Origin of the sequence: Paraburkholderia sp. RCC_158, assembly GCF_041355255.1 — a bacterium.
GTDB classification, from domain to species: Bacteria; Pseudomonadota; Gammaproteobacteria; order Burkholderiales; family Burkholderiaceae; genus Paraburkholderia; species Paraburkholderia graminis.
Window position 1 is genome coordinate 49228 of sequence record NZ_JBFUPM010000022.1, and the last position, 20890, is coordinate 70117.

Consider the following 20890-nt stretch of genomic DNA (forward strand, 5'->3'; position numbering starts at 1 on the left):
AGGGTTGTTAGGTTACTGCTTACTTATGAGTATAGACAGGCAGCGGGTTTATCGTGCAACTAGCAGGGCATGCACCAGCGCAGCGATGAGGAACGACGAGGCGGCTGGCAGCACGACGTCGAGCACCATATAGGCGTCCCACTGCCACGGGAGCCAGCCGCGCGTCCACGTATCGACATGGGTCTGCCCCGGATGCTCGGCGGCGATCTCGGCCTCCAGCTTCTTGCGCGACCAATACCAGACGACGACCGCGAGTGCGCCGAACCAGACGTCGCGGGTGACGAGCGTGGCCGGCGCCTGGATCAGCAGGCCCTCAGCGCAGTGTGACAGTGACATGCGCCAGCGGGCGCCCTTGATCCAGGTGAGGATTAAGTTCATGCGACCGCCAGCTTGTGTTTACGGAAGGCTGCGACCGACACCGGGACGATCGGCTCGATCAGTTCCAGCATGGCTTCGGCGTAGACTCGGATCTCCTTCTGGGCATGCGAGTGCAGACGAAGGCCCAGGAAGTGCATCAGATTGTGCAGGTTCACCGTGGCGAACATGTGGCTATAGGTGCCCAGCGGTAGCACGACCCGCGCGAGCTCGCGCGGCGTGTTCAGTTCGATCAGTTCGTGATACGTGCGGAATGAGGCTTCGCACGAGTCGCGGATCAGCTCCGCAATGTGTCCAGCCATCGGGTGCTGCTCGTCCGTTCGCATCTGCTTGTTGGACGTCGACTGCATCGTGATATCTGCCGGGATCGGCACATAGAACTCCTCCGGCAGCTCGGCATAGCGACCCGAGATTTCGTTGTAGGCCCAGGTGCGATGGCGGTGCCACTGGCGGAAGTTGAAGATCGGCGCCTTCACGTCGAACGTGAAGGTTACCGCCTCAAATGGGCTGGTGTGCCGGTTCTTGACCAGATAATCGATCAGCTTGGCGTCTTTGCCAGCGTCTTCTCCCGTGCGCCACTCCGCGTCGTAGCTCACGCGTGCGTTACGCACGATGGAAAGGTCTGAGCCCATCGACTCGACAAGTCGGACGTGTCCGTGATCCAGCAATTTGATAACGTTGTCTTGCATACAATCCTCGTTTAAAGCGGCATATCGGGCCACCAGCGGTTTCCCTTCGCCTTGTTTTCAACCAATGGCATCACCTGGAGGTTGCCCTCCCAGTGAAGTCCGCAAACAATAAGCTCGCCCGCGGCGTTGATGCCACGCAGCGGAACAATGTGATCAACGCTGTGTGGCACGCCGGTTTCTTCCGTGATGCGCTTCGCCTCTTCCTTGATCGCGAACATTCGCCCGGTGTCGGCCCACTTCGGTGTTGCCTGAACTTCGACCGCGCGGCGCTTCTGCTTCTTATGCCAATAATAGTTCGGGTTCTTCCGATAGTGCTCTTTGCTGGTTACTCGGTTAGCGACTAGAAGCCGTTCATGATTCGCCTCCCGATACAGTCGATGATTCTCAGACCGTTGCTCGCGGTTCCGGGAGTGATACTCACGATGCGACTGTCTCACCCGCTCCCGATTCTCGGCACGGTATCGCTTAATCGCGTCATACATCGCTTCACGGTTCTCCGCATATCGCCTCTTGCGGTATTCGGCGAGATACTCGGCATTGCTCACGCGCCACGCTCGCCCTCGCTCATTGGCGCTCTCGGGGTCCGAGTGGTAGCGGGCTACCTCCCTTAGCCGTTTAGCCTCTACGTGTGCGGGGTCTGCCTGCTTTGCCCTCTCTCGTTCGAGAAGGCACTGCACGCAGTTTCCGTTGCTGTAACGAGGTCCGATGTGCCCGTTTTTACAGGGCTTCCCGGTGTATCTGTATGCGGCGGTCTTTTTGCGTTCTGACATAGTTGATTACTGATTGGGTCGGGCATTGCGCCCGACCTGTATTTTCAATTCAGACTTCTGGAGCGACTACCGGCGACGATACGAACTCGATGACCGATAGCTCGATGAGGCGCGGTAGCTCGATGACGGTCGATACACGTAGGTGTTGGCCCGCGGCGCGGCGATCACCGGCCTGTTCACCGTGACGTTGCGCGTCACGTTCTGGACGATGGTCGTGCTGTGCTGGACCGGCGCGTGGTAGCCATACCCGTAGTGGCCGCCGCTCATCAGGTGACCCATCAGGTAGCCGGTGAAGAAGCCGTCGTGCGAGGGTGCCGCGATCACCACGGGCGGCTGTGCCACGATGACCGGCTGTTGGGCCAGCATCGGCTGCTGCACCACGGCAGGCTGCACCTGCGCATAGTCGTTGTGGATGCAGCCGTTGACCATCACGATCAGACCGAACGCCATCACGAGGCCGATCAGGCAGGGAACCAGTTTTCTCATGTTCATCCTTCAGGTTGGTTTGCCCGGTTCACCACCGGGGGTCGTATCTGCAAGTATAGTCACCGATTACTTATCGGTGCAGCCAAAAATCGGGTTAGTCCCAATCGCCGAGCGTGCCGACGGCGTAGTCGCCCACCTTCGCCTCGAAGAAGTTCGCCTCTTCGCCTTCCGAGAAGGGCTTGAACCACGGCACCGGATTCTTTACGCCGGGGTAAAGCGGCGGCATGCCGATCATCGCCGCCAGCTCGTTCGCGCGTGCCTGCAGAAAGCCCAGGACGATCGATCCAGTCAGACCGAGCACGCCCTTGCTGGTGATGTAGGCGCCCCACTTCGCCTCGAGCTCCACCGCGTCGCGCAGCAGGAACTCGGCGTCGCGCCAGAACTGCGCGTCGTAGAGCTCCGGGCGCTCAACGCGGTTCGTGTTGTGCATGGCGACGAACAGGGCTACGTGCGTGCGCTCGTCACGGTGGATCAGCTTCACGCTGTCGGCCGAGCCGGTCATCTTCCCGTTGCGCGCGAGCGCGTAGAACGTCAGGAACGCGCTGTTGAAGAAGAGCCCCTCCAGACCGATGTTGCCGATGATCGAGCGGGCGAACTGCGCGGGCGTCTTCTCACCCGCAAGAATGCGCGACTGTCTGAGGATGTGCTCGTTCTTCTCTGCCAGAATGCCGTCGCGCTCAAAGCGCATGTAGACGGCCATCGGGTCTGCGGAGACTGTCTCGACCATTTCGCTGTAGGCGTCGACGTGCAGCGCCTCTTCGTAGGTCTGCCGCGCGATGCACATCTCCACTTCCGGCGACGTGATGCACGCGCCGACGTTCGCGAGGTTGTGCAGCTGGATGCCGTCCAGGTTCGAGGCGAAGGCGAGCGCGCTGTCATACGCGAAGCGCTCGCCGTCCGTGAGGCGGTTGCGGTAGCACGGGCCGTCTTCGGTCAGGTCCGTCTCGTGCAAGTCCCACGTATTGCTTTTCATTTGCTTCCACATCTCCCTTGCCCACTTATGTTTGGCCGGAGAAATCGCCATCAGATCCGACCGCGGTCCAAATGCGAGGCGACGATCATTAATGACTTGTGCGTAGTTGTTGCTCATGTTCTTCCTTAACGTGTCGGTGTTTCGAATGCCCGCTCAACGGACCATCCATTTGCAATCCGCTTCCGCAGGGTTGAGTCGATCAAACCAAGCTCGACGGCCCATTCCTTGAGAGTCATGGTCTTGCCGGCGTGGGTGAGTTTGATGTTGCTCCGTTTGTTCCGGTTCTGTTCGGTCGTGGTTGCCCACTTGCAGTTACCAGGCCCGTAACCCTCGTTGTTCCTTTCGCGCTCGATCGACATGCCATCGGGCGCTTCGCCCATATCAGCGAAGAAGTTCTCAAACACTTGCCACCGCTCGCAGACCGTGATCCCTCTGCCACCGTAGTTCTCGAAAGCGCCGTGCTTCGGGTTCCCACAGCGGTTACGCATATGAAACCAGATGCGATACGTCCGGTTCGGTGTGCCGTCGGCGTTGCGGGTCATGCCGTGCGTCAGGTTTCGGGCTGTCATTGCTGAACTGCGGTAGCAGCCGCATGATTTCGTTCCGTGTCGCAGCGCCGTTCCAAAGATAGTCTTGATGGTGCCGCAGTCGCATACGCACACCCACCGTGTGTTACCTCGGACATCCTCGTCTCTTGAGCGCACGGTCAGAAAACCAAAGCGCTGTCCAATCAGGTTTATCTTTTTCGCTGGCATGAAGGGTAACCCCGGCTCGCGCCGGGGGTTTGGTTTCGCTACCTATCAGTGTAGACAGGCGTTACTGGCAGCTGGTGCAGTCGGGGTTGGTGATCGAGCACAGGCCCGCCGAGACGTCCTGCTCCATCACGTCAGCAACGGGAGCCGGTGCTTGCGCGGCCGGTGCGCCCTCTTCCTTCGCCTTCGCGGACTCGGTGCGCAGGTAGTAGGTCGTCTTCAGACCGCGTTCCCAGGCGAGCATGTAGAGCTCCGAGAGCACCTTGCCCTTGGTGCCGGCCTTGATCCAGATGTTCGTTGACTGGGCCTGGTCGATCCACTTCTGGCGGCGTGCCGCTGCTTCGACGATCCAGGTGGGCTCGATCTCGAACACCGTCTTGACCGTGTAGCCGGGCATCGCGTGGCGCATGCTGGGCGCGATCACGAGGAACTTGCCACCCATGTTCTTCTTCGAATGGAACAGTTCGAAGTTCGGCTCGACGCACGGCGACACGCCGATGATGTTGCTGATCGTCGCGGTCGGCGCAATCGCCATCGTGTTGCTGTTGCGCATGCCGTAGGTGACCACGCGGTGACGGAGCTCGTCCCACTTGCTGCTGAGCGTCGTGGTCTGCTCGCGGGCCGTGTCGATCGGCAGGATGCCCTGCGACCACTTGGAGCCGGCGAACGTGCTGTAGGCACCGCGCTCGACCGACAGATCCACCGACGCGCTGATCGCCTCGAACGACAGGTGCTCCAGCAGCTCATCGTTGAACTGAACGGCGTCCCACGACTCCCAGTCGAAGCCCATCTGCGCCATCAGATCCGACAGACCCATCAGGCCCAGGCCAACCGGGCGGTGCCGCATATTGGCGGTCTTCGCGCGGTCGCTCGGATAGAAGTTGATATCGATCACGTTGTCCAGCATGCGCATGGCCGTCTTCACGACCTGACTGAAGCGCTTCGGGTGATTGAACGGGTTGACCTTGGCGACGTTCACGCTGCCGAGGTTGCACACGAACGTCTCGTCTTCCGAGTTGTTCAGCGCGATCTCCGTGCACAGGTTCGAGTTGTGGATCACACCGACGTGGCTCTGCGGATTGCGACGGTTCATTTCGTCCTTCCACGTCATCCACGGGTTGCCCGTTTCGAACAGCGCGGTCAGCATGTCGCGCCACAGCACGACGGCATCGATCTCGCCCACGAATGCGCCGGCCGCTTCGAGCTCCTCGTAGCGCGTCTTGAACGCCTCGCCATAGAGCTCATGCAGTTCCGGGTAGCTGTGCGGATCGAAGAAGTGCCACTTGCCCTTTGCCTTCACGCGCTCCATGAAGAGGTCGGGAATCCAGTTCGCCGGGAAAATGTCGTGGCAGCGTTCGTGGTCGTCGCCCGTATTCTTGCGCAGCTGCAGGAAGGCCGGCAGGTCCGGGTGCCACGTTTCCAGATACGGCGCGAAGCTGCCCTTGCGCTTGCCGCCCTGATTCACGGCCACCGCGGTGTCGTTGTAGACCTTCAGGTATGGGACCACGCCCGAGGACTTCCCATTGGTGCCCTTGATATGCGAGTTCTTACCGCGCACGGGGGTCCAGTCGGTGCCGATGCCGCCCGCATACTTCGACAGCAGCGCGCACTCGGTGATCGCGCCGTAGATGGAGTCGTAAGGGTGGTCGCCCGGCTCCGACACGATCTGGTCGCCCACGCGGTTCCCGTAGCAGGAGCTCATCTGCTGGTGCAGCGTCGCGGAATTGAACAGCGTCGGCGTCGAGTTGATGAATTCGAAGTTGGACAGCACCGTGTAGAACTCGACGGCGCGGGCGGTCGGGTTGTCTTCGCGCAATGCGAGACCCATCGCGACACGCATGAAGAAGTGCTGCGGCATTTCCATGATGCGGCCGTCCGGCGTCTCACGGATGAAGTATCGGTCGGCGAGCGTTTGCAGGCCCAGATAGTCGAACTGGTAGTCGCGGTCGGCGACGATCGCCTCGTCCAGCGCATCCAGGTCAAAGCGGCCGTCGACCAGTTCCGGGGTGAGCTTCTCCAGCGCGACCGCGTTATTCACGTAGTCAGCGAGGTGCGGATAGTCGATCGAACCGACCGACTCCTTGAAAATCTGCTGCTTGAGCAGGCGGGCCGCGACGTAGGTGTAGTCGGGCGCGGCAAGCGAGATCAGACCGCCGGCGGCGAGGATGGTCGCGCGGTGAATGTCTTTGGTGGACATGCCGTCGAACAGCATGTCGCCCACGCTCGTTTCGAGCTCGGACTGCGACACGTTCAGACCCTTGCAGGCCCATTCAATGCACTTCTGGATCTTCGGGACGTTCATCGACTCGGTGGAGCCGTCGCGCTTGATGACATTCATGTGTTTCATTTCTCGGTTCGGTTGGCGAAGGGGGAAGAGATTATAAGTCACTGCTAACTTATCATGTCGGGCAAAAAATATGCCGCGACCGCGCGACCTCTTCCCGTTTCAGTATAGTGCGGCTACCAGCTTCCTACGCGTTCGTCGGTTGCGTCTGCCACCGGCTTTTCGTAGAGCGGGCGCATCGGCTGGGGCAGTGCGCCGCCGAAGCACACGACGATTCCCTCATAAGGTATATAGTCCGTGTCCTCCAAGTTGGGCTTACCATCCACGATCATCGTGATGGTAACTTCCATCCTGTCACCCTCGCGGTTGTAGCTGTAGCGCATATCCGTTGCACTACCCTGCAGAACGCCGCGCATGTCAGGCCGCCATCAGCGATCGGCGCATTGCAATCATCTGCTCAAAGTCTCGCGTCTCGATACCCGCTTCAATCACGGCGCACGCATCAGCCAGGTGCTCATTCGATTTCGTGAGAACCTGCTTTCCCCGAAGCACGCGGGTGCGCCACGGTGCGGTCGGATACTTGCACACGGCCCACTCGGTCATTTCCTCCTTCGACGCCTGACGGTGCCCGACAGCGGCCATCTTGACGTCCATCGGGAAGACTTCAATGATCGGGATCGGGCAACTTGCGAGGATGCCGATAACAAATCCTGCATTGAAGATGGCGTTCTTGTATTGGGCGGCGTTGCCCAGCGGGATCTCGGAGAACGCGACGTGCGCCCGGCCCTGCAGCGCCTTCAGCATGCCCTCACGCACCGCATACGCGCGTCGCAGGTCGTCCGAGACCTTCTTCACCTGCTTGGTCTGGTCAGGCTCGGTCTCGACCAGGATCAGATCGGTGATGGTCTTCTCCATCGTGTCGATGTTCAGGTCCGCGAGTGCGATCCCGAAGTTGGACATCGACGGGTCAAGTCCTGCGACTTTGATGATGCTGCTCATGGTCATTCCTTCAGTGGTTACCAGCTGGCGAATTCGGGGTCTTGCATCAGCACCGCCTGCTCGGCGCGGCGCTCCTGCGTCTTCATCGTTTCGATGTTGGCGAGCGTGCCGTGAATGTCACCCCCGCCGGCCGCGTCAGCGAACTCCTTGAAACCATTGAGCGCGGTGAGCGCCTCGTCGAGCGGCATTTCCATGAACGCGTAGTCCACCGGGCGGGTGTTCTTGAACACCAGAATCATGTCCTTCTTGCCGATGTAGTGGCTCGACAGCGTGAAGGTTTCGTCACCCAGGAATGCCTTCTTCTTGTATTGGCTCTGCCGCGTCTTGATCGTCAGCTGCATCGGGCCGGTGAGCCGGAACATTGGAATCGACCCTCCCGCTGCGTTGCGGTGCATGAGTGCTGCGCCAATGCCTTCGAGTTGCTTCTTCGTCGTATCGTCCATCTCGTTCCCCTTCATTTCTCGTGCGAGCCCGGCTGCGGCGCCCGCGGTTGAATCCAGAATGCCCATCGGGCTATCTCCAATCTTCGCTGCGGTGACCATCCCGCCGGCGATCGTTGCTTTATTGATCGCCGGCGTCCATCGACACGGTTCAATGTCCGCCGCGACCCGCTTCACGTCAGTGAGAATCTCTTCCGCGCTCTTGGTCGCCCACGGTATTGAGGCGCTGCTTGCAGTGGTGGCCGCTGAGAAATCCCCGAGATATTCCTTGTTGAACTCTTCCGGCGACTTTGACGTGCGCGCGGCCGCTTTCTGGTATTCCTCGACCCACACCTTCGCCATCGTCGTCTTGCCCATGCGGCGCCCGCTCATCTGAATCGTCTTCATCAATGGCGTGGCGCCTGGCGCGACCAGCAGCCCGCTGCCTGTCTTCCCAAACAGGCTCTCGGCCTGCTCGATGATCCGGCGGCGTAGCTCGTCATCACTCACAGGCACAGCGCCCCCGTGACCGTCGACACGCCACCCTCCTTCGTCACGGTCGCGATCTGGTCACACCAGTCGCTGAGCGATTCGTGGCTGATGATCAGCACCGTGCCCTTCTCGCGTGCCTTCGTCTCCAGCACGGTCATCAGGCGCTCGAGCCCGGCTTCGTCAAGCGCGTCGTCGATCTCGTCGCCGAGCCACAGCCCGATCGGCTTGGTTGCGCGCGACGCGACCAGATCCTGCAGCGCGAGCATGGTCGCGAGCCGCACCTTGCGCTTCTCCCCGCCCGAGAGCCCACCAAATGACTTGGCGCCGGTGGCGTTCTCGACCTCGATGTTGAACTTCTCGCGGAGCTCGCCCTTCGTGGTTGTCGCAAGCGTCGACCAGACGGCGCTGATGTTCCCGTCCGAGAGTGCCGACAGATAGTCGGACGTGCGATCGTTCAGGAACGGCGTGACCGTATCCAGAATCTGCGCGCGCACACCGCCGGGGCTGAAGACCTTCACCACGCTCTCGGCGATCTCGACCGCCTTCATGAGCTCTTCGGCGCCCGCCTTGATGCTGGCGATCTCGGACTCAATCTTCTCGATCTGCTGCTTGCCCATGTCGATCGCCGACTGGTGCGGGTTCACCGCCGTCATCGCAGCCTCTGCGGCCGCTTTGTGCTGGTCATGCTGGATGCGCTGCTGTTGCAGTGCGTTCTTCAGCTGCTGGCATGCACGCAGCGCCTCGTTGACCTGCGCGAGCCGCGCGCTGGTCGCGGAGACGTCGGGGATGGTCGCGGTGAATTCTTCGAGCGCCTTGCTTGCGGCGGCGGCCGTGTTCTGCAGCGCCGTCAGCTCCGACTGCCTGCTACCCGCCTGAACAGCAAGGTCTTTGGCCTTCTGGCGCTGGTGGGCGACGAACGTATCCAGCTCGTCGGCGGTGTGGGGCTTGCCGCACTCAGTGCAGGGCTTCGCCATCGCCGCCGGCGCATCCTTGATTGCGTCGGTCACTTCGACAAGTTGCGCACGCAGGCGCTCATAGTCGCGCTGGGCGAGGAGATACGCGTTATTCGCTGCGCTCTCTGCCTTGACCAGCTCGTTGCGCTGCACCGTGAACTTGCTGTGATCGGTCAGGACCGCTTGCAGCGTGTCGCGCTCCGTGACGAGTTCAGGCTCCTTCATGCCCTGATAGGTCGCGAAGTTGGTGCGCATAGCGGTAGCCACCGCAGTCTGCTGTGCGACGTGCTGAGCCTGCACGGTCGGGCGCTGCGCTTCGAATGCCGCGTGGTTGGTCTCAGCCTGCGCGAGCGAGACCTTCCAGTTCACGATGTGCGCCTCGTGTGAGCCGATCTGCTTGGTGGCGGCTTCGACCGCGGCCCGCGCGTCGTCGCGCTTCTTGCCCGCGATCTCGTAGGCTTTCTCCAGACGCTCGATGCCGGCCGCCTTCTCGATCAGCATCTTCAGCGGCTTGTCGGTCATCTTCGGCAAGTCGGGCATGTCCTCCTGCCCCGCGTAGATCGCCGACTTGAACACGTCGTAGTTGCAGCCGATGATCTCCTCGATCTGGCGCTGGATGTCTTTCTCGGTGCCCTTCTCGATGCGCTCGCCCACCGCGCCGTCGTGATAGTTGCTGGCCGGGTTCCAGACCGTGATGGTGGTCGCGTTCTTGAACTGCTTGTCCTTGCGGTGGCGGCGGATCTCATAGATCGACTCGCCGTCCTGCAGGACCAGTGACACATAGCAGCCCTTCTTGGCTTTTTCGTTGATGACCGAATCGCCCGACTCGCCACGCGCGGTGGTGCCGAAGCTCGCCCAGCACGCTGCGTCGGCGATGGACGACTTGCCCGCCCCGTTCGATTTCGCCGACGTATCGTCCTTGTTGACGCCCTGAATCAGCACGAGCCCGCGATCCTTCAGATACAGGTCGCCCGAGTCACCGAGCGTCAGGAAGTTGACTGCCCGCAGTTTGAGAAAATCCATTACGCTGCCTCCGCGAGAACGTTGATTGCTGCCTGCGCGACGAGCTCCGAATGCTCGAAGCTGGCGCCCTTGATGTAGTCCGTCACCTGCACCTCGACCGACGCGCCGGCTTTCACCGTGCTGACCGTGGGGCGGCCGGTCGTTGCGACCTTCACCACGTTCACGTTCACGCCCAGCGCGCCATGTTTCATCAGGCCATCGCGGATCGCACTGACCTCGGACGGCTTCGCGTTCTGCACCTTCACACGGATGTAATTTCCGTCGCAGCGCAGGCTCACCTCGGTCGGGTCCATGTTCGCTTCGATGTCCACGAACTGCGGGGCGCGGGTGCTGTGCCACTTGACCTCACCATCGCTGACGATGAGGAAGCCCGCCTTGCTGCCGACGTCGCCCCACGTTTGGTGCGTGAGTGCGCCGATCGACCAGACCTTGCCCGGCACGATCTCTTTGTGGTTGTGGTAGTGCCCGGCAAATACGCGTTTGAAGCCGAGCTCCGCGAGCCATTCGCCCGTGAGCCCGTGGTCGGGCAACCCTGCGATCACGCCGTCGATTGGGGCATGAATGATCAGGTCATAGTCCGCAATGACGCCGTTGTCACCCAGTCCTTCTGCAATGCTCAGCAGCTTCGCCTTCAGGTCTTCGACACGCTCGATCCAGGGCACCTGAACGACCATGTGCTCGGCGTGTTCCCGGACATCGTGATCGACCTCGACCCACTCGCTGCGCATCGCCTCGACAGAGTTGCCGACCGCGTTGCTATGTTTGTGCTCCAGATCGTGATTGCCCGGCAGCAGGCGGAATTTCACGCCGTGCGTCCGGTAGATGTGTTCGAAACGTGCACGGGTCGGGTTCAGCACGCTCGGCGGGATCGAGCCGCGAACGTGGAACAGGTCACCCCCGTGATAGATGGTGTTACCGCCCGCATTCTTGACCTCGACGGCGCAGCGCTCGGTCTCGTCCAGAATAGTCGTGAGGCGGGTATTAACCAGATCAGAGCCGACCGACGCGAATGCGCTCCAGCTGTGATTATGTGTGTCGGAAAGAAGCCCGTATGGTGTCATGGTTACCTCATTGATTTGCCCATGCGGGCATTGTCGATTCGATACTTCGGATGCTGAACAGGGGCGCTTGGCCCCTGTTTCTACTGCGGGTGACTACTTACGCTGCTGCGGGAGCCGCCCCTGCGCTATATCCCATTGCGCCCGGATACCCCGGCGTGGTCTCTTTCGGCTGTCCGGCCGCGTTGACCGGTTCGAGCGGCGCACCTGCCGAGGTCTGCTTGGTGAAGGCATCGAGCGAATCGCGGGCGTCACGCCATGCCTGTTTGATCGTGCGTTCGAACTTGCGGACCTGCGCATACGCGGAGTAGATCATCACGACTGACAGGGCAAGCATGAAGGCGGCGAAGAAGTGCGCATGCGCGGCGAGTGCGACGACCATAAACAGTCGCGACCAGTGAAATAGCAGGAACGCGGCTTTGCCCAGACGGCTGCCGGGCACCTCGATCGTGCGCATGCCGTCGCCGACAATCGCCAGCATCAGCGTGCTGAAGCCCATGAAACCGAGGATGAACGCGGTCAGGTTTTCGATGCCGACCTCCTGGTGATTGAACGCCATGGTGAGCGCGAACCACAGCACGACGTGCACGAACAGCTTGGACAGGAACGAGGTGAATTTCATACGGGTGACTCCTGAGTGGTTAAAAGGGGTGAAACAGTTTGATGCTGCATCGTCGATTATAGTCACTGCTGACTTATGCTTGACGATAAAAAATGTGATTGCCAATCGCGATCATGCGCTCGAAGTGCCTGCGCCACAGGGGCTTCGCCTTTGTCTCGTGGTAGAACGTCGCGCCGCGCGTCATATCGATCTTGTGGCCGTTCAGCGTCTGGTAGGCGATCTTGGTCGCGGTGACCCACGCGTCCTCGTCTTTGGGGACGCCGGCTGCCTTCAGGCGCCAGCCATCGCGAGTGCGGGCGATCTTGCCGGTGGTCCAGCTGAACTGGTGCGGTTGCAGCACCACCTCGCAGACCTTGGCGGGGTCGTCACCGGCCCGGTTCATGGTCACCGCGGCGACTGCGTATTGCCCGAGTATGGATTCACCACGGGCCTCGTGATACAGGTTCAAGCTGAGGCAAAGGAGTGCGCTTGCCAGAATCATCAAGTGTCCCTCTTTTTTCAGAACTGCCCATTGTAGCAAAGACGTCACGGCTGACTTATCGCCTACCGCGGATCTTCATCAGGCTAAGCGTGCCCTCCGGCGGCGCGAGCGTCTGCGCGAATGCCGAGCGCGGCAGATACCACTGGCGCGCGCCGAGCTTGCCGCGGGCGCCCGTGTGCGCGCTGTAGTTCAGCACGATGGCGCCCTTGGTCTTGTCGGTGATGGTTTCGATACGGGTCAGGTATTGATCGCCGTTCGTGACGAGAATGCCGATGTGCGTGACGCGCCGGCTCTTCATGACGGATACCGTCTCGGTATCGATGGCCCACGCGTCGAGCTCCACGAACACCTCGTCGGGCTTCCTGAAGGCCCAGTAGATCGACATGCCGTTCGGGTATTTGCGGAGCTCGCCGTAGAGCGCGTGGCCCTTCTTGACCTTCGCGGCCTGATACTTGCCGCAGGTCGAGGGTTTGAAGTCCTTGATCTTGAGTTCAGCCATTATTCCAGTCGCCTCAAATAGATGACAGTCGTGAGCTTATTGTCGTGGGCGATGTGTGGCCCGTAGCGCTTCTGCATGTTCGCAATCAAGCGATCCGGTGCGCCGTCCACGTCGGGGTGCCCGCTCTGGTTATGGTTGAACGCAGCGTGCTGCTCGGCGAGCTCACGCAGCTTGCCCGTGTGAATCGCGCCGACCGTCGCGCGCCCGAACACCTGCATCTTCTTCGACCACATCAGGAGCACCTCGTCGCCCTCTTTCAGGCGACCCGCCCACACCTTGCCGATGCGGAAGGTATTGAATGGCAAAACGCCGTCGAGCCCTTCGGCCGGCGGCGCAAATTCGATCACGTATTGTTCCATCGCCTTCTCCCCATACCCGATTAACCTGCAATCGAGTATAGGGAGGCACCTCACTTAGGCTGCTGCGGCCGGCGCGGCCGGCGCTGCGACCGCCGGGTAGTGCGCCGGATACAGGACGTTGAGCAGGACAGGCTTCAGACCGCCCTTGTCGATCATGTCGGCAAGCTGTCCCGGCGGGTAGCTGCTGCCATTGACCCACTCGATACGGCCCGTCGAGAGCTTTTTGAGCTTGCCCACGGCGACCGCGTGATCCAGCAGCGAGAGGGTCAGATTGACCTTGGTCATGCCGTCGTCCTCGAACACCAGACGCAGATCGACTTCCTGACGCGGACGCGAGAGCTTGTTTTTCTTCGTCTCGATACCCATCAGCTGTCCGACGATCTCATCCTTGCCATTGACCTTGGCGCGAATGAACTTCTTGCCCAGCGCGAGGCGCATCGTCGCGTAGAACTCGAACGACGAGCCACCCGGTGTCGTGGTCGGGTCACCATAGACCACGCCCGGCTTCGTGCGGATCTGGTTCAGGTAGACGATGGTCAGGTTGAACTCGGCCGCTTTCTGGTTGACCGCCTTGATCGTCGTGGACGACACGCGCGCGAGTGCCGTCGTATCGTTCATCGAGTATTCGCCGATGCCCTTTTCCCACACCGACTTCGGGATCATCGCGGCGACCGAATCGAACACGCACACGATCGGCGCGAGCGGGTCGAGCTTCTTGCTCTTGCGAATCGCTTCAGCGGCCTGCAGCGCCATTGTGTTCGATTCCTCCCACGTCGGCGGGCGCTTGTAGATGAAGAACGGGAACTGCGGATTCAGGCCGCTGCGCTCAGCGAACGGCTGCTGGAACGTCAGTTCGTGATCCATGAACATCGACACCCCGCCCGCCTTCTGCGCGGCGACCATGATCTGCGTGGCAAGCCACGTCTTGCCCGAGCTCGACGGACCGAAGATTTCAACGATGCGGCCGATCGGGATACCGCCATCCTTCGGGTTGCCCGTCAGAATCTCGTTCAGCGGCTCATAGCCCGTGTCGATGTAGCCCGGCACCTCCAGCTCATCGTCGTTGGCGCCCACTGCGCCGAGAATCGCTTTTGCCAGATCGTCTACTGTGCTCATATATTTCTCCTTCGCTTATGCGGCCGCGCGCATCGGGCGCGCTGCCCAGCGTTCGCGGAACGGTTTCAGAATGTGATCCCACTCACGCAGAATCGAGTTAAAGACAAGGCGCTCACAGAGCAGTCGAAACGCGGGCTCATTGAGCGCGCCTTGCGTAATGGTTGTCTTGCTGGGGTCCGGGTGCGGCTGGTCGAGCAGGTTCATGAGCTTCATGTTCCTGTCCCAGTTCAGGCGCGGGTCACCCTTCCACAGGTTGATGTGCTTCTTCAGCTTCGGCACGAACTCGCCCGAGTCGCACATCTGCCGGAACTTCTCCATCGAGCGGAACTGCGCCATGAATTCGGGCGCCCCTTCCTTGCCAATGCCACCCGCCGGGCCGATGCCGTCAGTCGAGTCACCGATCAGCGCCTTGCCCTCGATGTATTCGCGCGGCGTGAAGTAGCCGGTCTTCTCGAAAAAGTCCTGCAGGTTGACGTGCTTGCCCGCCTTGCGCGGGTCGAACCAGCGACAGCGCTCATTGACCAGCTGGAGCCAGTCGGAGTCTCCCGTGACCAGCAGCACTTCGTCTTTCGCGGTCAGACGCGGCACGAAGTAGCCCGCGAGGTCATCGGCTTCGAGCGCGCTATTGACCATCTGCGGCACTCCGAGCAGGTCGAGCGCCTTCTTGATGTAAGGCACCTGCGCGTGATACGCCGCGCGGTCTGCCGCCTTCACCGGATCGGTCAGCGCTTCTTTGCGGTTCGCCTTGTATTCGGGGTAGATCGCGAGCCGATGGTCAGCCTCGCCGTCCCACAGGACCAGCAGCTGCCAGCCGGGATAGTCGCGGCACAGTGCGCCCACGGTGCGCAGAAAGCCAAAGATCGCCTGTGTCTGGAATGCGCCCACCGTGAGCTTGGTCGCGGCGTGCGAGGCGCGACCTACGGAATTGGCGTCGATAAGGATGGTTTTTGCCACTCTCGAACCCTCTGAATGAAAAGCGGCGAGGTGTGAGCCCCGCCGCTTGGTCGTTACATCAGGCTTCGATTACAGGCCCGCGAGCAGAGCGTCGAGCTCCGGGTCACCCGTGCTTGCACCGGCTGCTGCAGCCGGCTGGGCGACAGGCTGCGCAACAGCGACTGCCGGTGCGGGCGTGGCTGCGGCAGCTACTGCGACGGGTTGCGTTGCGACCGCCGCGACTGCTGCGGGAGCGACCGCTGTGGGCTGGACCACTGCGACCGCGGCTGCCGGCTGTGCAGCAGCGATTGCTGCGGCCATTGCCGGATCACCGATAGCGAGCGTCTCGTCCACTTCCCACGGTTGCGGCGCGGGCTGCGCTGCGTAGACGCCGCCAGCGGTGGCGGGCGCATAACCGAGTGCCGGGGTCGCGGCGGGCGGCGGGAGACCCGCAACCGAGCGAACCGACAGCAACGCGCGTTGATGCGCCTGGTCGTTTTCCTGCTGCACGTAGGCGTCGAGGTCGCAGATTTTCGTCAGCGCGTCCGGCGGCACCGGCTTCGAGGCACCCGCGATCTGCACCGCGTAGCGCGTGTCCATGCCTGCGCCGGACTTCTCGATGATGATGTCGTTGCCGTTGACCGGATCGAGCATGTTCGGCCATTCATCGAACAGGTTGATGATGCCGCCGACGCCCTTGTTGCCGTTGAAGACGGTCGGGGCGACTTCGAGGATCTGCGGCACGGTCGGCTGCGTGCCGTCGAGTTCCAGAACCACCAGCAACACGCGACCGCTCGCCTTCGCGTCCTCGACGCGCTTCTTGGTCAGGTCATCCGTCGACATCTGGATGCCCTGCGCCACTGCATCGCACACTTCGCACGGGCGACCGAACGTCTTGTCCACGCAGACGTAGACCGCTTTCACCGCACCGGCTGCGTCCTTGATGAAGTGCTGGCCGAAGTCGTGATAGAACGTCGGGTCACCGTTTTTGCGCCAGCCCGGCAGGATGCGGTAGCGGTTGCGGCCCGTCTTCGGCTTGATGGTCTTCTGACCACCGGTTGCAGCCTTGCGCTTCGCGAGCAGGTCCATCAGAGATTGAGTCGTCATAGTTTTCAGTTCCAGTTTTAAGTCGGAGGTTACGAGTTGAATGTTCAGGACGATCCGCTGGGTGCATGTCTTGCTTCCCGCCCTGCCCATTCATTATAGTCAGCGGTGACTTATCCTATCACCGCGAAAAGCAAGTTCCTGTCAGGCAGCTTGTGCGCGACGCGCGGCTTCAGCGGCGAGCGCGGCATCGCGGCCCGACTGGATCGCGGTCTCGGTTTCCTTCGCGGCGAGAATGCGCAGCTGGCCGTCGCGCTCACGGCGGCGATCGACGCTGATCTGCACGATCATGTCCTTGCGCTGCATGTAGGCTTCGCGCGCGTCGTTCGCAATGTCGTAGAGCGCACGCGCCTCGATCACCTGCGTGTGGGCCTTGATGTAGCGCGGATCGCTCTTGACCGCGTTCTCCACCACCTTCTCGGTGACCTTGGTGCCGTCTTCGAGGAATTTCTTGCGCCATGCCGAGTCCAGCTGCGATTCCGTCACCTCGGCGGCGAGCTTGGACTTCTCCCACTGGCGGCGGGCCAGTGCGGCCTGCTGCGCGTAGTGCACGAACATCGGCGCCTGGCTGATCACCGCGTCGTCCAGATCGTTCGGGTTGACCTGCAAGTCCTGCTTCAGCTGGCCGACGTCCACGAAGACCTTCAGGCCCGAGACGGTCGGTTCGGAGGCTTTCGGCGCGGCTGCTGCAGCCGGCGTCGCGGCAGCGCTGCCGGCCACTGCGGGGCTTTCGAGATCGCCGACCAGTGCGGCCATGTCTTCGACGGAGAGGGTATCAGTTGTGCTCATGAGTTGAGTCCTTGTTCAGTTAATAAGGTCGGCCACCTTCGCGGCCACGTTCTGCAGAATCGAATACTTGCCCGGGTCATGGAAAATCTGGCCCGGATTGATGCCAAACACGATCGAGGCGTCGAGCTTCGGATCAAAGATCACCTTGCCCGCGAGCTCCGTTGTGCCACCCTTCACACCCGGCGCGAAGAAGCGCGCGGCGTTGCTGCCCAGCGTGACGATCACCGGCGGCTTGAGCACCTCCAGCTCCTGCTTGAGGAATTCGCCACACTGGTTGATCTGCTCGTTCGTGAGCGTCTTCTGGTCACGCGGCTTGCCGGACTTCACGAGCGTCGTGAAATACCCGTCCTGTGCCGACAGACCCGCCTCCTTCAGCGCGTTGATGATGAGCGCCGAGTTGTCACCTTCGAGCAGCTTGCCCGCCTTCTCCTCCTGCCAGTTCGGGTTGTCAGAGACCACCATGAACTTCGGCGTCTTGCCGATACGAGGCATCGGGTGACAGCCGCCCTTGAGCGAACACCGCTCGCATGAGCGCGTTTCCTCTGCGATGCGCACCAGTTGCAGCAAGGCGAGCTTCTCAGCGTTAAGCGTTCGGTCAGCTTTCACAGTATCGACCGTGAACCCTGGCAGCAATTCGATGCGGTCTTTCAGCCGGTCAGGATGCATCGCGGGCACCTTGTCGCCCTCGCACTCGGCGAACGCACCGATCAGCAGCAGTTTGTCCTTGACCGCCTGATTGACGTGCCGCCCGGTGTAGCCGGCGGCCTTCAGCGCCGCGTCGAGGTCGGTGCGGTTCGTGAATGGCTTGCCCCACTTCGTGCGCGCATCAACGATGTAGCCTGCAGCGTTCTCGGAGATACCCTTGAGCGCCTGGAACGGGGCATAGAGCTTGTCCTCCCCGACGATTTCGACCCGTGCGCTTGACTTGTTGATGTCGGGTGGCAGCACCTGCATGTCCATGCGCCGCGCGTCCATCACGAGCGGCTCGCGCTTTTCTTCCTTGTCGTTCTCGGTGAGCGACGCCGCGAAGAACTCGGCCGGATAGTTGACCTTCAGCCACATGGTCCAGAAGCTGATCACGGCATATTCGACCGAGTGCGACTTGTTGAAGGCATAGCCTGCGAACACCTCGATCTTGTCGAACAGCGCGTTCGACGAGCCTTCGGTCATCCCTGAGTGCGACATACAGCCGTCAACCCACTTCTGCCGCATTTCGGCCATCTTTTCCCGGTCTTTTTTGCCCATCGCTTTACGCAGATGGTCCGCGCCCGCCAGTGAGAACCCGGCAAGGTCACGCGCGATCTGCATCACCTGCTCCTGATACACGATCACGCCGTAGGTATCGCGCAGCGCGGGCGCCATGTTCGGATGCTCGTAGTAAGGCATCTTCGCGCCCTGCTTGATCGCCACATAGTCGTCGCACAGGCCCGCGTCGAGCGGACCCGGGCGGTAGAGCGCGACCACGGCGACCAGATCATCGAAGGTCACCTCGCCGGAGAGCGCCATTTCGCGCAGCAGCCGGCGCATGCCGCCCGATTCGAACTGGAAGACGCCCGTGGTGTCACCGCGCCCGAACGCCGCCATCACCTTCTTGTCGTCAAGCGGGAGCCGCAGGAAGTCGATGGTGCGCCCGTGCCGCTCCTTCACGTAGGTCGCGGCAAGCGCCATGATGTCGAGGTTGGTCAGGCCCAGAATGTCCATCTTGATCAGGCCCCAGTCTTCGATCGACCGCTTGTCCCAGTTGGCGACCGGCCCGCCCGTGCGGGTTTCGACCACCGCGCGGTTGATGATCGGCTCGCCGGCCACCACCACACCGGCGGCGTGCTGCCCGAGCCCGCGCGCGGCGCCCTCCAGGTTGATCATGTGCCGCCAGATGTCCGGGTAGATGCCCTTGAACTTGTCGATCTCCGGCACGATCGCAGCCGACTCCTCCAGCGAGAGTGAGACCCCATGCTGCTTTTCCATCTGCTTCGAACAGGCATAGTCGAACGGGTTGAGCTCGTGGACACGGCTCGTGTCGCGCATGACGCCCGCGGCGCCCATCGTGTTGTAGTTGGACACGCCCGCGACGTTCTCGCGCCCGAAGTGCTCGGCGATGTAGTCGATCACCTCGTGCCGGCGCTTGGACATGAAGTCAAGGTCGGCGTCGGGCAAGTCCAGACGTTCGGGGTTGATAAAGCGCTCGAACAGCAGATTGAAGCGGATCGGGTCCACGTCGGTGATACCCATCAGGTATGCAACGAGCGAGCCACCCACCGAACCGCGGCCGGGGCCAACGAGGATGCCCTGCCCTTTCGACCACTGGACGATGTGCTGCACCAGCAGGAAGTAGCCGGAGAAACCCATGTTGCGCAGCACATCGAGCTCGTAGGCAAGTCGCGCCTTGTATTCGGGCAGCTCTTCGGCGGCCGGCTGGTGACCCAGCACGGGTGCCGCAAACCGCGTGGCCCAGCCCTTTGCGACTTCAGCGCACAGCGCCTTGAACTCATCCGGTGCCATCTTCGGCATGCTCGGCTCGAGCTTTTTGAATTCATACGTGCACGAGTCGACCAGCGCCTGATTGCCGTCGATGATCTGCTTCGCGGGCAGCTTCTCGGCGACCATTGCGCGCACGATGTCAGCCGGCGCCTTCAGGCAGTAGTCGCGCACGTAAGGCTTCATGAGCCAGCGGTCGGTCATCTTGTTCTTGCCGATGATCGCGCGCAGCACGTCCAGCGAGTCGGCTTCTTCGGGCGTCGCGTAGAGCGCGGGCCAGGTGCCGATCGGATCGCAAAGGAAGGTGCCGAGACACTCTGTCGCGCGAGCGTTGAGCGTCCTGTGCAGCGGTGTTGCGCCAGGAACGAACTCCACGAAGAAGTTCTGCTCGAAGTGATAACTCAGGCGATAGGCGATCTCTTTCCAGCGCGGGTGGTGGAAGAGCCCGTAGAAGTCGCCGGTCGAGATCGCGCAGCCTTCGAGCGCGAGCACGTCCTCAAGGCCCACGCGCGAATGGTAGTAGAAGTAGTCCGGTGAGTTGCCCTTGGACAGGAGCTTCATCAGCGAGCGGATACCCGCGTCGTTCTGCGCGTAAACCTTCAGCATGACGAGCGGGTTCGGCTTCTCGACTTCGCCCGATGCCTTCGGTGGCTTGCGGTAGGTCGGGTCATCGACCACGCGCACGGTGCAGCCGATGATCGGCTTGATGCCCGCTTTCTTCGCCTTCTCGCTGAAGCCGACCATGTTGGAGATCGTCATGTTGTCGACCAAGGCGATCGACTCGTAGCCGAACTCCTTCGCCTTCTCGATCAGCTTGCCGACCTGCAAGGTGGACTCACCCATCGAGAAGTCCGTCCTCGCGGCGAGCAGGTGTTTGATGTTCAACTCTTTTCCCCTACTGAGTTAATGGGCCGTCACATCACCTGGATGTTCTTGAAGCGACGGATATATCGAACCAGCTTCTTCGCGGCAGCCTCAAGCTGAGCCTTGTCGTCGCATTCGTAAATCATGTATGCACCGAACGCTGCGCCACCGCCGTAGCTGCTACCGTGAACGCCGTGCTTCTTGGCAATCGCGAATGCCTGAGCCTCGATCCGCTCAATCGGCGTCGCATCACACGCGTAGCAAACCAGCCGACTCTCGGCGTAGTCGTAGTCAATCCGCCAACGGTAAATCGTCTCAATGCTCATATCGAGTGCGTCCATCACAGCCATCGCGTTTCTCCCGTGTGCAGTCGAT

Annotated in this window: 22 protein-coding genes; all 22 read right to left on the reverse strand. The window is 61.5% G+C overall.

Translation table 11 applies throughout. The features are described from left to right. Positions 1-48: 48 nt before the first annotated feature. Positions 49-378, reverse strand: a complete 330-nt coding sequence (locus tag AB6809_RS29730; protein ID WP_371027826.1) for a hypothetical protein — start codon at positions 376-378, stop codon at positions 49-51. Next, a complete protein-coding gene (gene thyX, locus AB6809_RS29735) occupies positions 375-1064 on the reverse strand; it encodes an FAD-dependent thymidylate synthase (protein ID WP_371027827.1) in 690 nt (229 codons plus the stop codon). The genes AB6809_RS29730 and thyX overlap by 4 nt, the downstream gene beginning before the upstream one ends. 11 nt (positions 1065-1075) lie before the next feature. Then, positions 1076-1609: a hypothetical protein gene (locus AB6809_RS29740; protein ID WP_371027828.1), complete on the reverse strand. Its 534-nt coding sequence runs from the start codon at positions 1607-1609 to the stop codon at positions 1076-1078. A 291-nt stretch (positions 1610-1900) separates the two neighbouring features. After that, positions 1901-2320 carry a hypothetical protein gene (locus tag AB6809_RS29745; RefSeq protein ID WP_371027829.1) on the reverse strand — a complete coding sequence of 140 codons (420 nt, stop codon included), beginning with the start codon at positions 2318-2320 and terminating at the stop codon, positions 1901-1903. Positions 2321-2414: 94 nt separating this feature from the next. Then, a complete protein-coding gene (locus tag AB6809_RS29750) occupies positions 2415-3410 on the reverse strand; it encodes a ribonucleotide-diphosphate reductase subunit beta (RefSeq protein ID WP_371027830.1) in 996 nt (331 codons plus the stop codon). A gap of 8 nt (positions 3411-3418) precedes the next feature. Beyond that, positions 3419-3862, reverse strand: coding sequence for a hypothetical protein (locus AB6809_RS29755; protein WP_371027831.1), 444 nt, complete (start codon positions 3860-3862; stop codon positions 3419-3421). Positions 3863-4109: 247 nt separating this feature from the next. Then, entirely contained in the window at positions 4110-6392 is a 2283-nt protein-coding gene (locus AB6809_RS29760) for a ribonucleoside-diphosphate reductase subunit alpha (protein ID WP_371027832.1), read from the reverse strand. Positions 6393-6505: 113 nt separating this feature from the next. Continuing rightward, on the reverse strand, positions 6506-6745 hold the full coding sequence (locus tag AB6809_RS29765) for a hypothetical protein (protein ID WP_371027833.1): 240 nt from the start codon (positions 6743-6745) through the stop codon (positions 6506-6508). A gap of 1 nt (position 6746) precedes the next feature. Then, entirely contained in the window at positions 6747-7328 is a 582-nt protein-coding gene (locus AB6809_RS29770; RefSeq protein WP_371027834.1) for a hypothetical protein, read from the reverse strand. A 17-nt stretch (positions 7329-7345) separates the two neighbouring features. Further along, positions 7346-8257, reverse strand: coding sequence for a hypothetical protein (locus tag AB6809_RS29775; RefSeq protein ID WP_371027835.1), 912 nt, complete (start codon positions 8255-8257; stop codon positions 7346-7348). Continuing rightward, the gene (locus AB6809_RS29780; protein ID WP_371027836.1) at positions 8254-10215 is read right to left on the reverse strand and encodes an AAA family ATPase; all 1962 of its coding nucleotides are present in this window, start codon (positions 10213-10215) and stop codon (positions 8254-8256) included. The genes AB6809_RS29775 and AB6809_RS29780 overlap by 4 nt, the downstream gene beginning before the upstream one ends. Further along, positions 10215-11276: a hypothetical protein gene (locus AB6809_RS29785; RefSeq protein WP_371027837.1), complete on the reverse strand. Its 1062-nt coding sequence runs from the start codon at positions 11274-11276 to the stop codon at positions 10215-10217. Before AB6809_RS29785 ends, AB6809_RS29780 begins: the two co-directional genes overlap by 1 nt. 97 nt (positions 11277-11373) lie before the next feature. Further along, the gene (locus AB6809_RS29790; RefSeq protein WP_371027838.1) at positions 11374-11895 is read right to left on the reverse strand and encodes a hypothetical protein; all 522 of its coding nucleotides are present in this window, start codon (positions 11893-11895) and stop codon (positions 11374-11376) included. Between the two features lie 73 nt (positions 11896-11968). Then, positions 11969-12376, reverse strand: coding sequence for a cell wall hydrolase (locus AB6809_RS29795; protein WP_371027889.1), 408 nt, complete (start codon positions 12374-12376; stop codon positions 11969-11971). A 55-nt stretch (positions 12377-12431) separates the two neighbouring features. Then, entirely contained in the window at positions 12432-12875 is a 444-nt protein-coding gene (locus tag AB6809_RS29800; RefSeq protein ID WP_371027839.1) for a hypothetical protein, read from the reverse strand. Beyond that, positions 12875-13234, reverse strand: a complete 360-nt coding sequence (locus tag AB6809_RS29805) for a hypothetical protein (RefSeq protein ID WP_371027840.1) — start codon at positions 13232-13234, stop codon at positions 12875-12877. Before AB6809_RS29805 ends, AB6809_RS29800 begins: the two co-directional genes overlap by 1 nt. 54 nt (positions 13235-13288) lie before the next feature. Further along, the gene (locus AB6809_RS29810; protein WP_371027841.1) at positions 13289-14350 is read right to left on the reverse strand and encodes a hypothetical protein; all 1062 of its coding nucleotides are present in this window, start codon (positions 14348-14350) and stop codon (positions 13289-13291) included. 15 nt (positions 14351-14365) lie between these two features. Beyond that, the gene (locus AB6809_RS29815; protein ID WP_371027842.1) at positions 14366-15304 is read right to left on the reverse strand and encodes a hypothetical protein; all 939 of its coding nucleotides are present in this window, start codon (positions 15302-15304) and stop codon (positions 14366-14368) included. A gap of 69 nt (positions 15305-15373) precedes the next feature. Further along, positions 15374-16390 carry a hypothetical protein gene (locus AB6809_RS29820; RefSeq protein ID WP_371027843.1) on the reverse strand — a complete coding sequence of 339 codons (1017 nt, stop codon included), beginning with the start codon at positions 16388-16390 and terminating at the stop codon, positions 15374-15376. Between the two features lie 141 nt (positions 16391-16531). Next, a complete protein-coding gene (locus tag AB6809_RS29825) occupies positions 16532-17143 on the reverse strand; it encodes a hypothetical protein (protein WP_371027844.1) in 612 nt (203 codons plus the stop codon). Between the two features lie 48 nt (positions 17144-17191). Continuing rightward, complete coding sequence (gene dnaE / locus AB6809_RS29830; protein ID WP_371027845.1) at positions 17192-20536, reverse strand: DNA polymerase III subunit alpha; 3345 nt, start codon at positions 20534-20536, stop codon at positions 17192-17194. 29 nt (positions 20537-20565) lie between these two features. Continuing rightward, positions 20566-20865, reverse strand: coding sequence for a hypothetical protein (locus AB6809_RS29835; protein WP_371027846.1), 300 nt, complete (start codon positions 20863-20865; stop codon positions 20566-20568). Between the last annotated feature and the right edge of the window lie 25 nt (positions 20866-20890).

Excerpts from the sequence above, each read along its gene's own strand:
- AB6809_RS29755 (WP_371027831.1), bottom strand. The coding sequence starts at position 3,862 with ATGACAGCCCGAAACCTGACGCACGGCATGACCCGCAACGCCGACGGC.
- AB6809_RS29785 (WP_371027837.1), bottom strand. The coding sequence starts at position 11,276 with ATGACACCATACGGGCTTCTTTCCGACACACATAATCACAGCTGGAGC.
- AB6809_RS29745 (WP_371027829.1), bottom strand. The coding sequence starts at position 2,320 with ATGAGAAAACTGGTTCCCTGCCTGATCGGCCTCGTGATGGCGTTCGGT.
- AB6809_RS29810 (WP_371027841.1), bottom strand. The coding sequence starts at position 14,350 with ATGAGCACAGTAGACGATCTGGCAAAAGCGATTCTCGGCGCAGTGGGC.
- AB6809_RS29760 (WP_371027832.1), bottom strand. The coding sequence starts at position 6,392 with ATGAAACACATGAATGTCATCAAGCGCGACGGCTCCACCGAGTCGATG.
- AB6809_RS29780 (WP_371027836.1), bottom strand. The coding sequence starts at position 10,215 with ATGGATTTTCTCAAACTGCGGGCAGTCAACTTCCTGACGCTCGGTGAC.
- AB6809_RS29805 (WP_371027840.1), bottom strand. The coding sequence starts at position 13,234 with ATGGAACAATACGTGATCGAATTTGCGCCGCCGGCCGAAGGGCTCGAC.
- AB6809_RS29770 (WP_371027834.1), bottom strand. The coding sequence starts at position 7,328 with ATGAGCAGCATCATCAAAGTCGCAGGACTTGACCCGTCGATGTCCAAC.
- AB6809_RS29820 (WP_371027843.1), bottom strand. The coding sequence starts at position 16,390 with ATGACGACTCAATCTCTGATGGACCTGCTCGCGAAGCGCAAGGCTGCA.
- thyX (WP_371027827.1), bottom strand. The coding sequence starts at position 1,064 with ATGCAAGACAACGTTATCAAATTGCTGGATCACGGACACGTCCGACTT.
- AB6809_RS29790 (WP_371027838.1), bottom strand. The coding sequence starts at position 11,895 with ATGAAATTCACCTCGTTCCTGTCCAAGCTGTTCGTGCACGTCGTGCTG.
- AB6809_RS29825 (WP_371027844.1), bottom strand. The coding sequence starts at position 17,143 with ATGGCCGCACTGGTCGGCGATCTCGAAAGCCCCGCAGTGGCCGGCAGC.
- AB6809_RS29750 (WP_371027830.1), bottom strand. The coding sequence starts at position 3,410 with ATGAGCAACAACTACGCACAAGTCATTAATGATCGTCGCCTCGCATTT.
- AB6809_RS29765 (WP_371027833.1), bottom strand. The coding sequence starts at position 6,745 with ATGCGCGGCGTTCTGCAGGGTAGTGCAACGGATATGCGCTACAGCTAC.
- AB6809_RS29795 (WP_371027889.1), bottom strand. The coding sequence starts at position 12,376 with ATGATTCTGGCAAGCGCACTCCTTTGCCTCAGCTTGAACCTGTATCAC.
- AB6809_RS29835 (WP_371027846.1), bottom strand. The coding sequence starts at position 20,865 with ATGGCTGTGATGGACGCACTCGATATGAGCATTGAGACGATTTACCGT.
- AB6809_RS29730 (WP_371027826.1), bottom strand. The coding sequence starts at position 378 with ATGAACTTAATCCTCACCTGGATCAAGGGCGCCCGCTGGCGCATGTCA.
- AB6809_RS29800 (WP_371027839.1), bottom strand. The coding sequence starts at position 12,875 with ATGGCTGAACTCAAGATCAAGGACTTCAAACCCTCGACCTGCGGCAAG.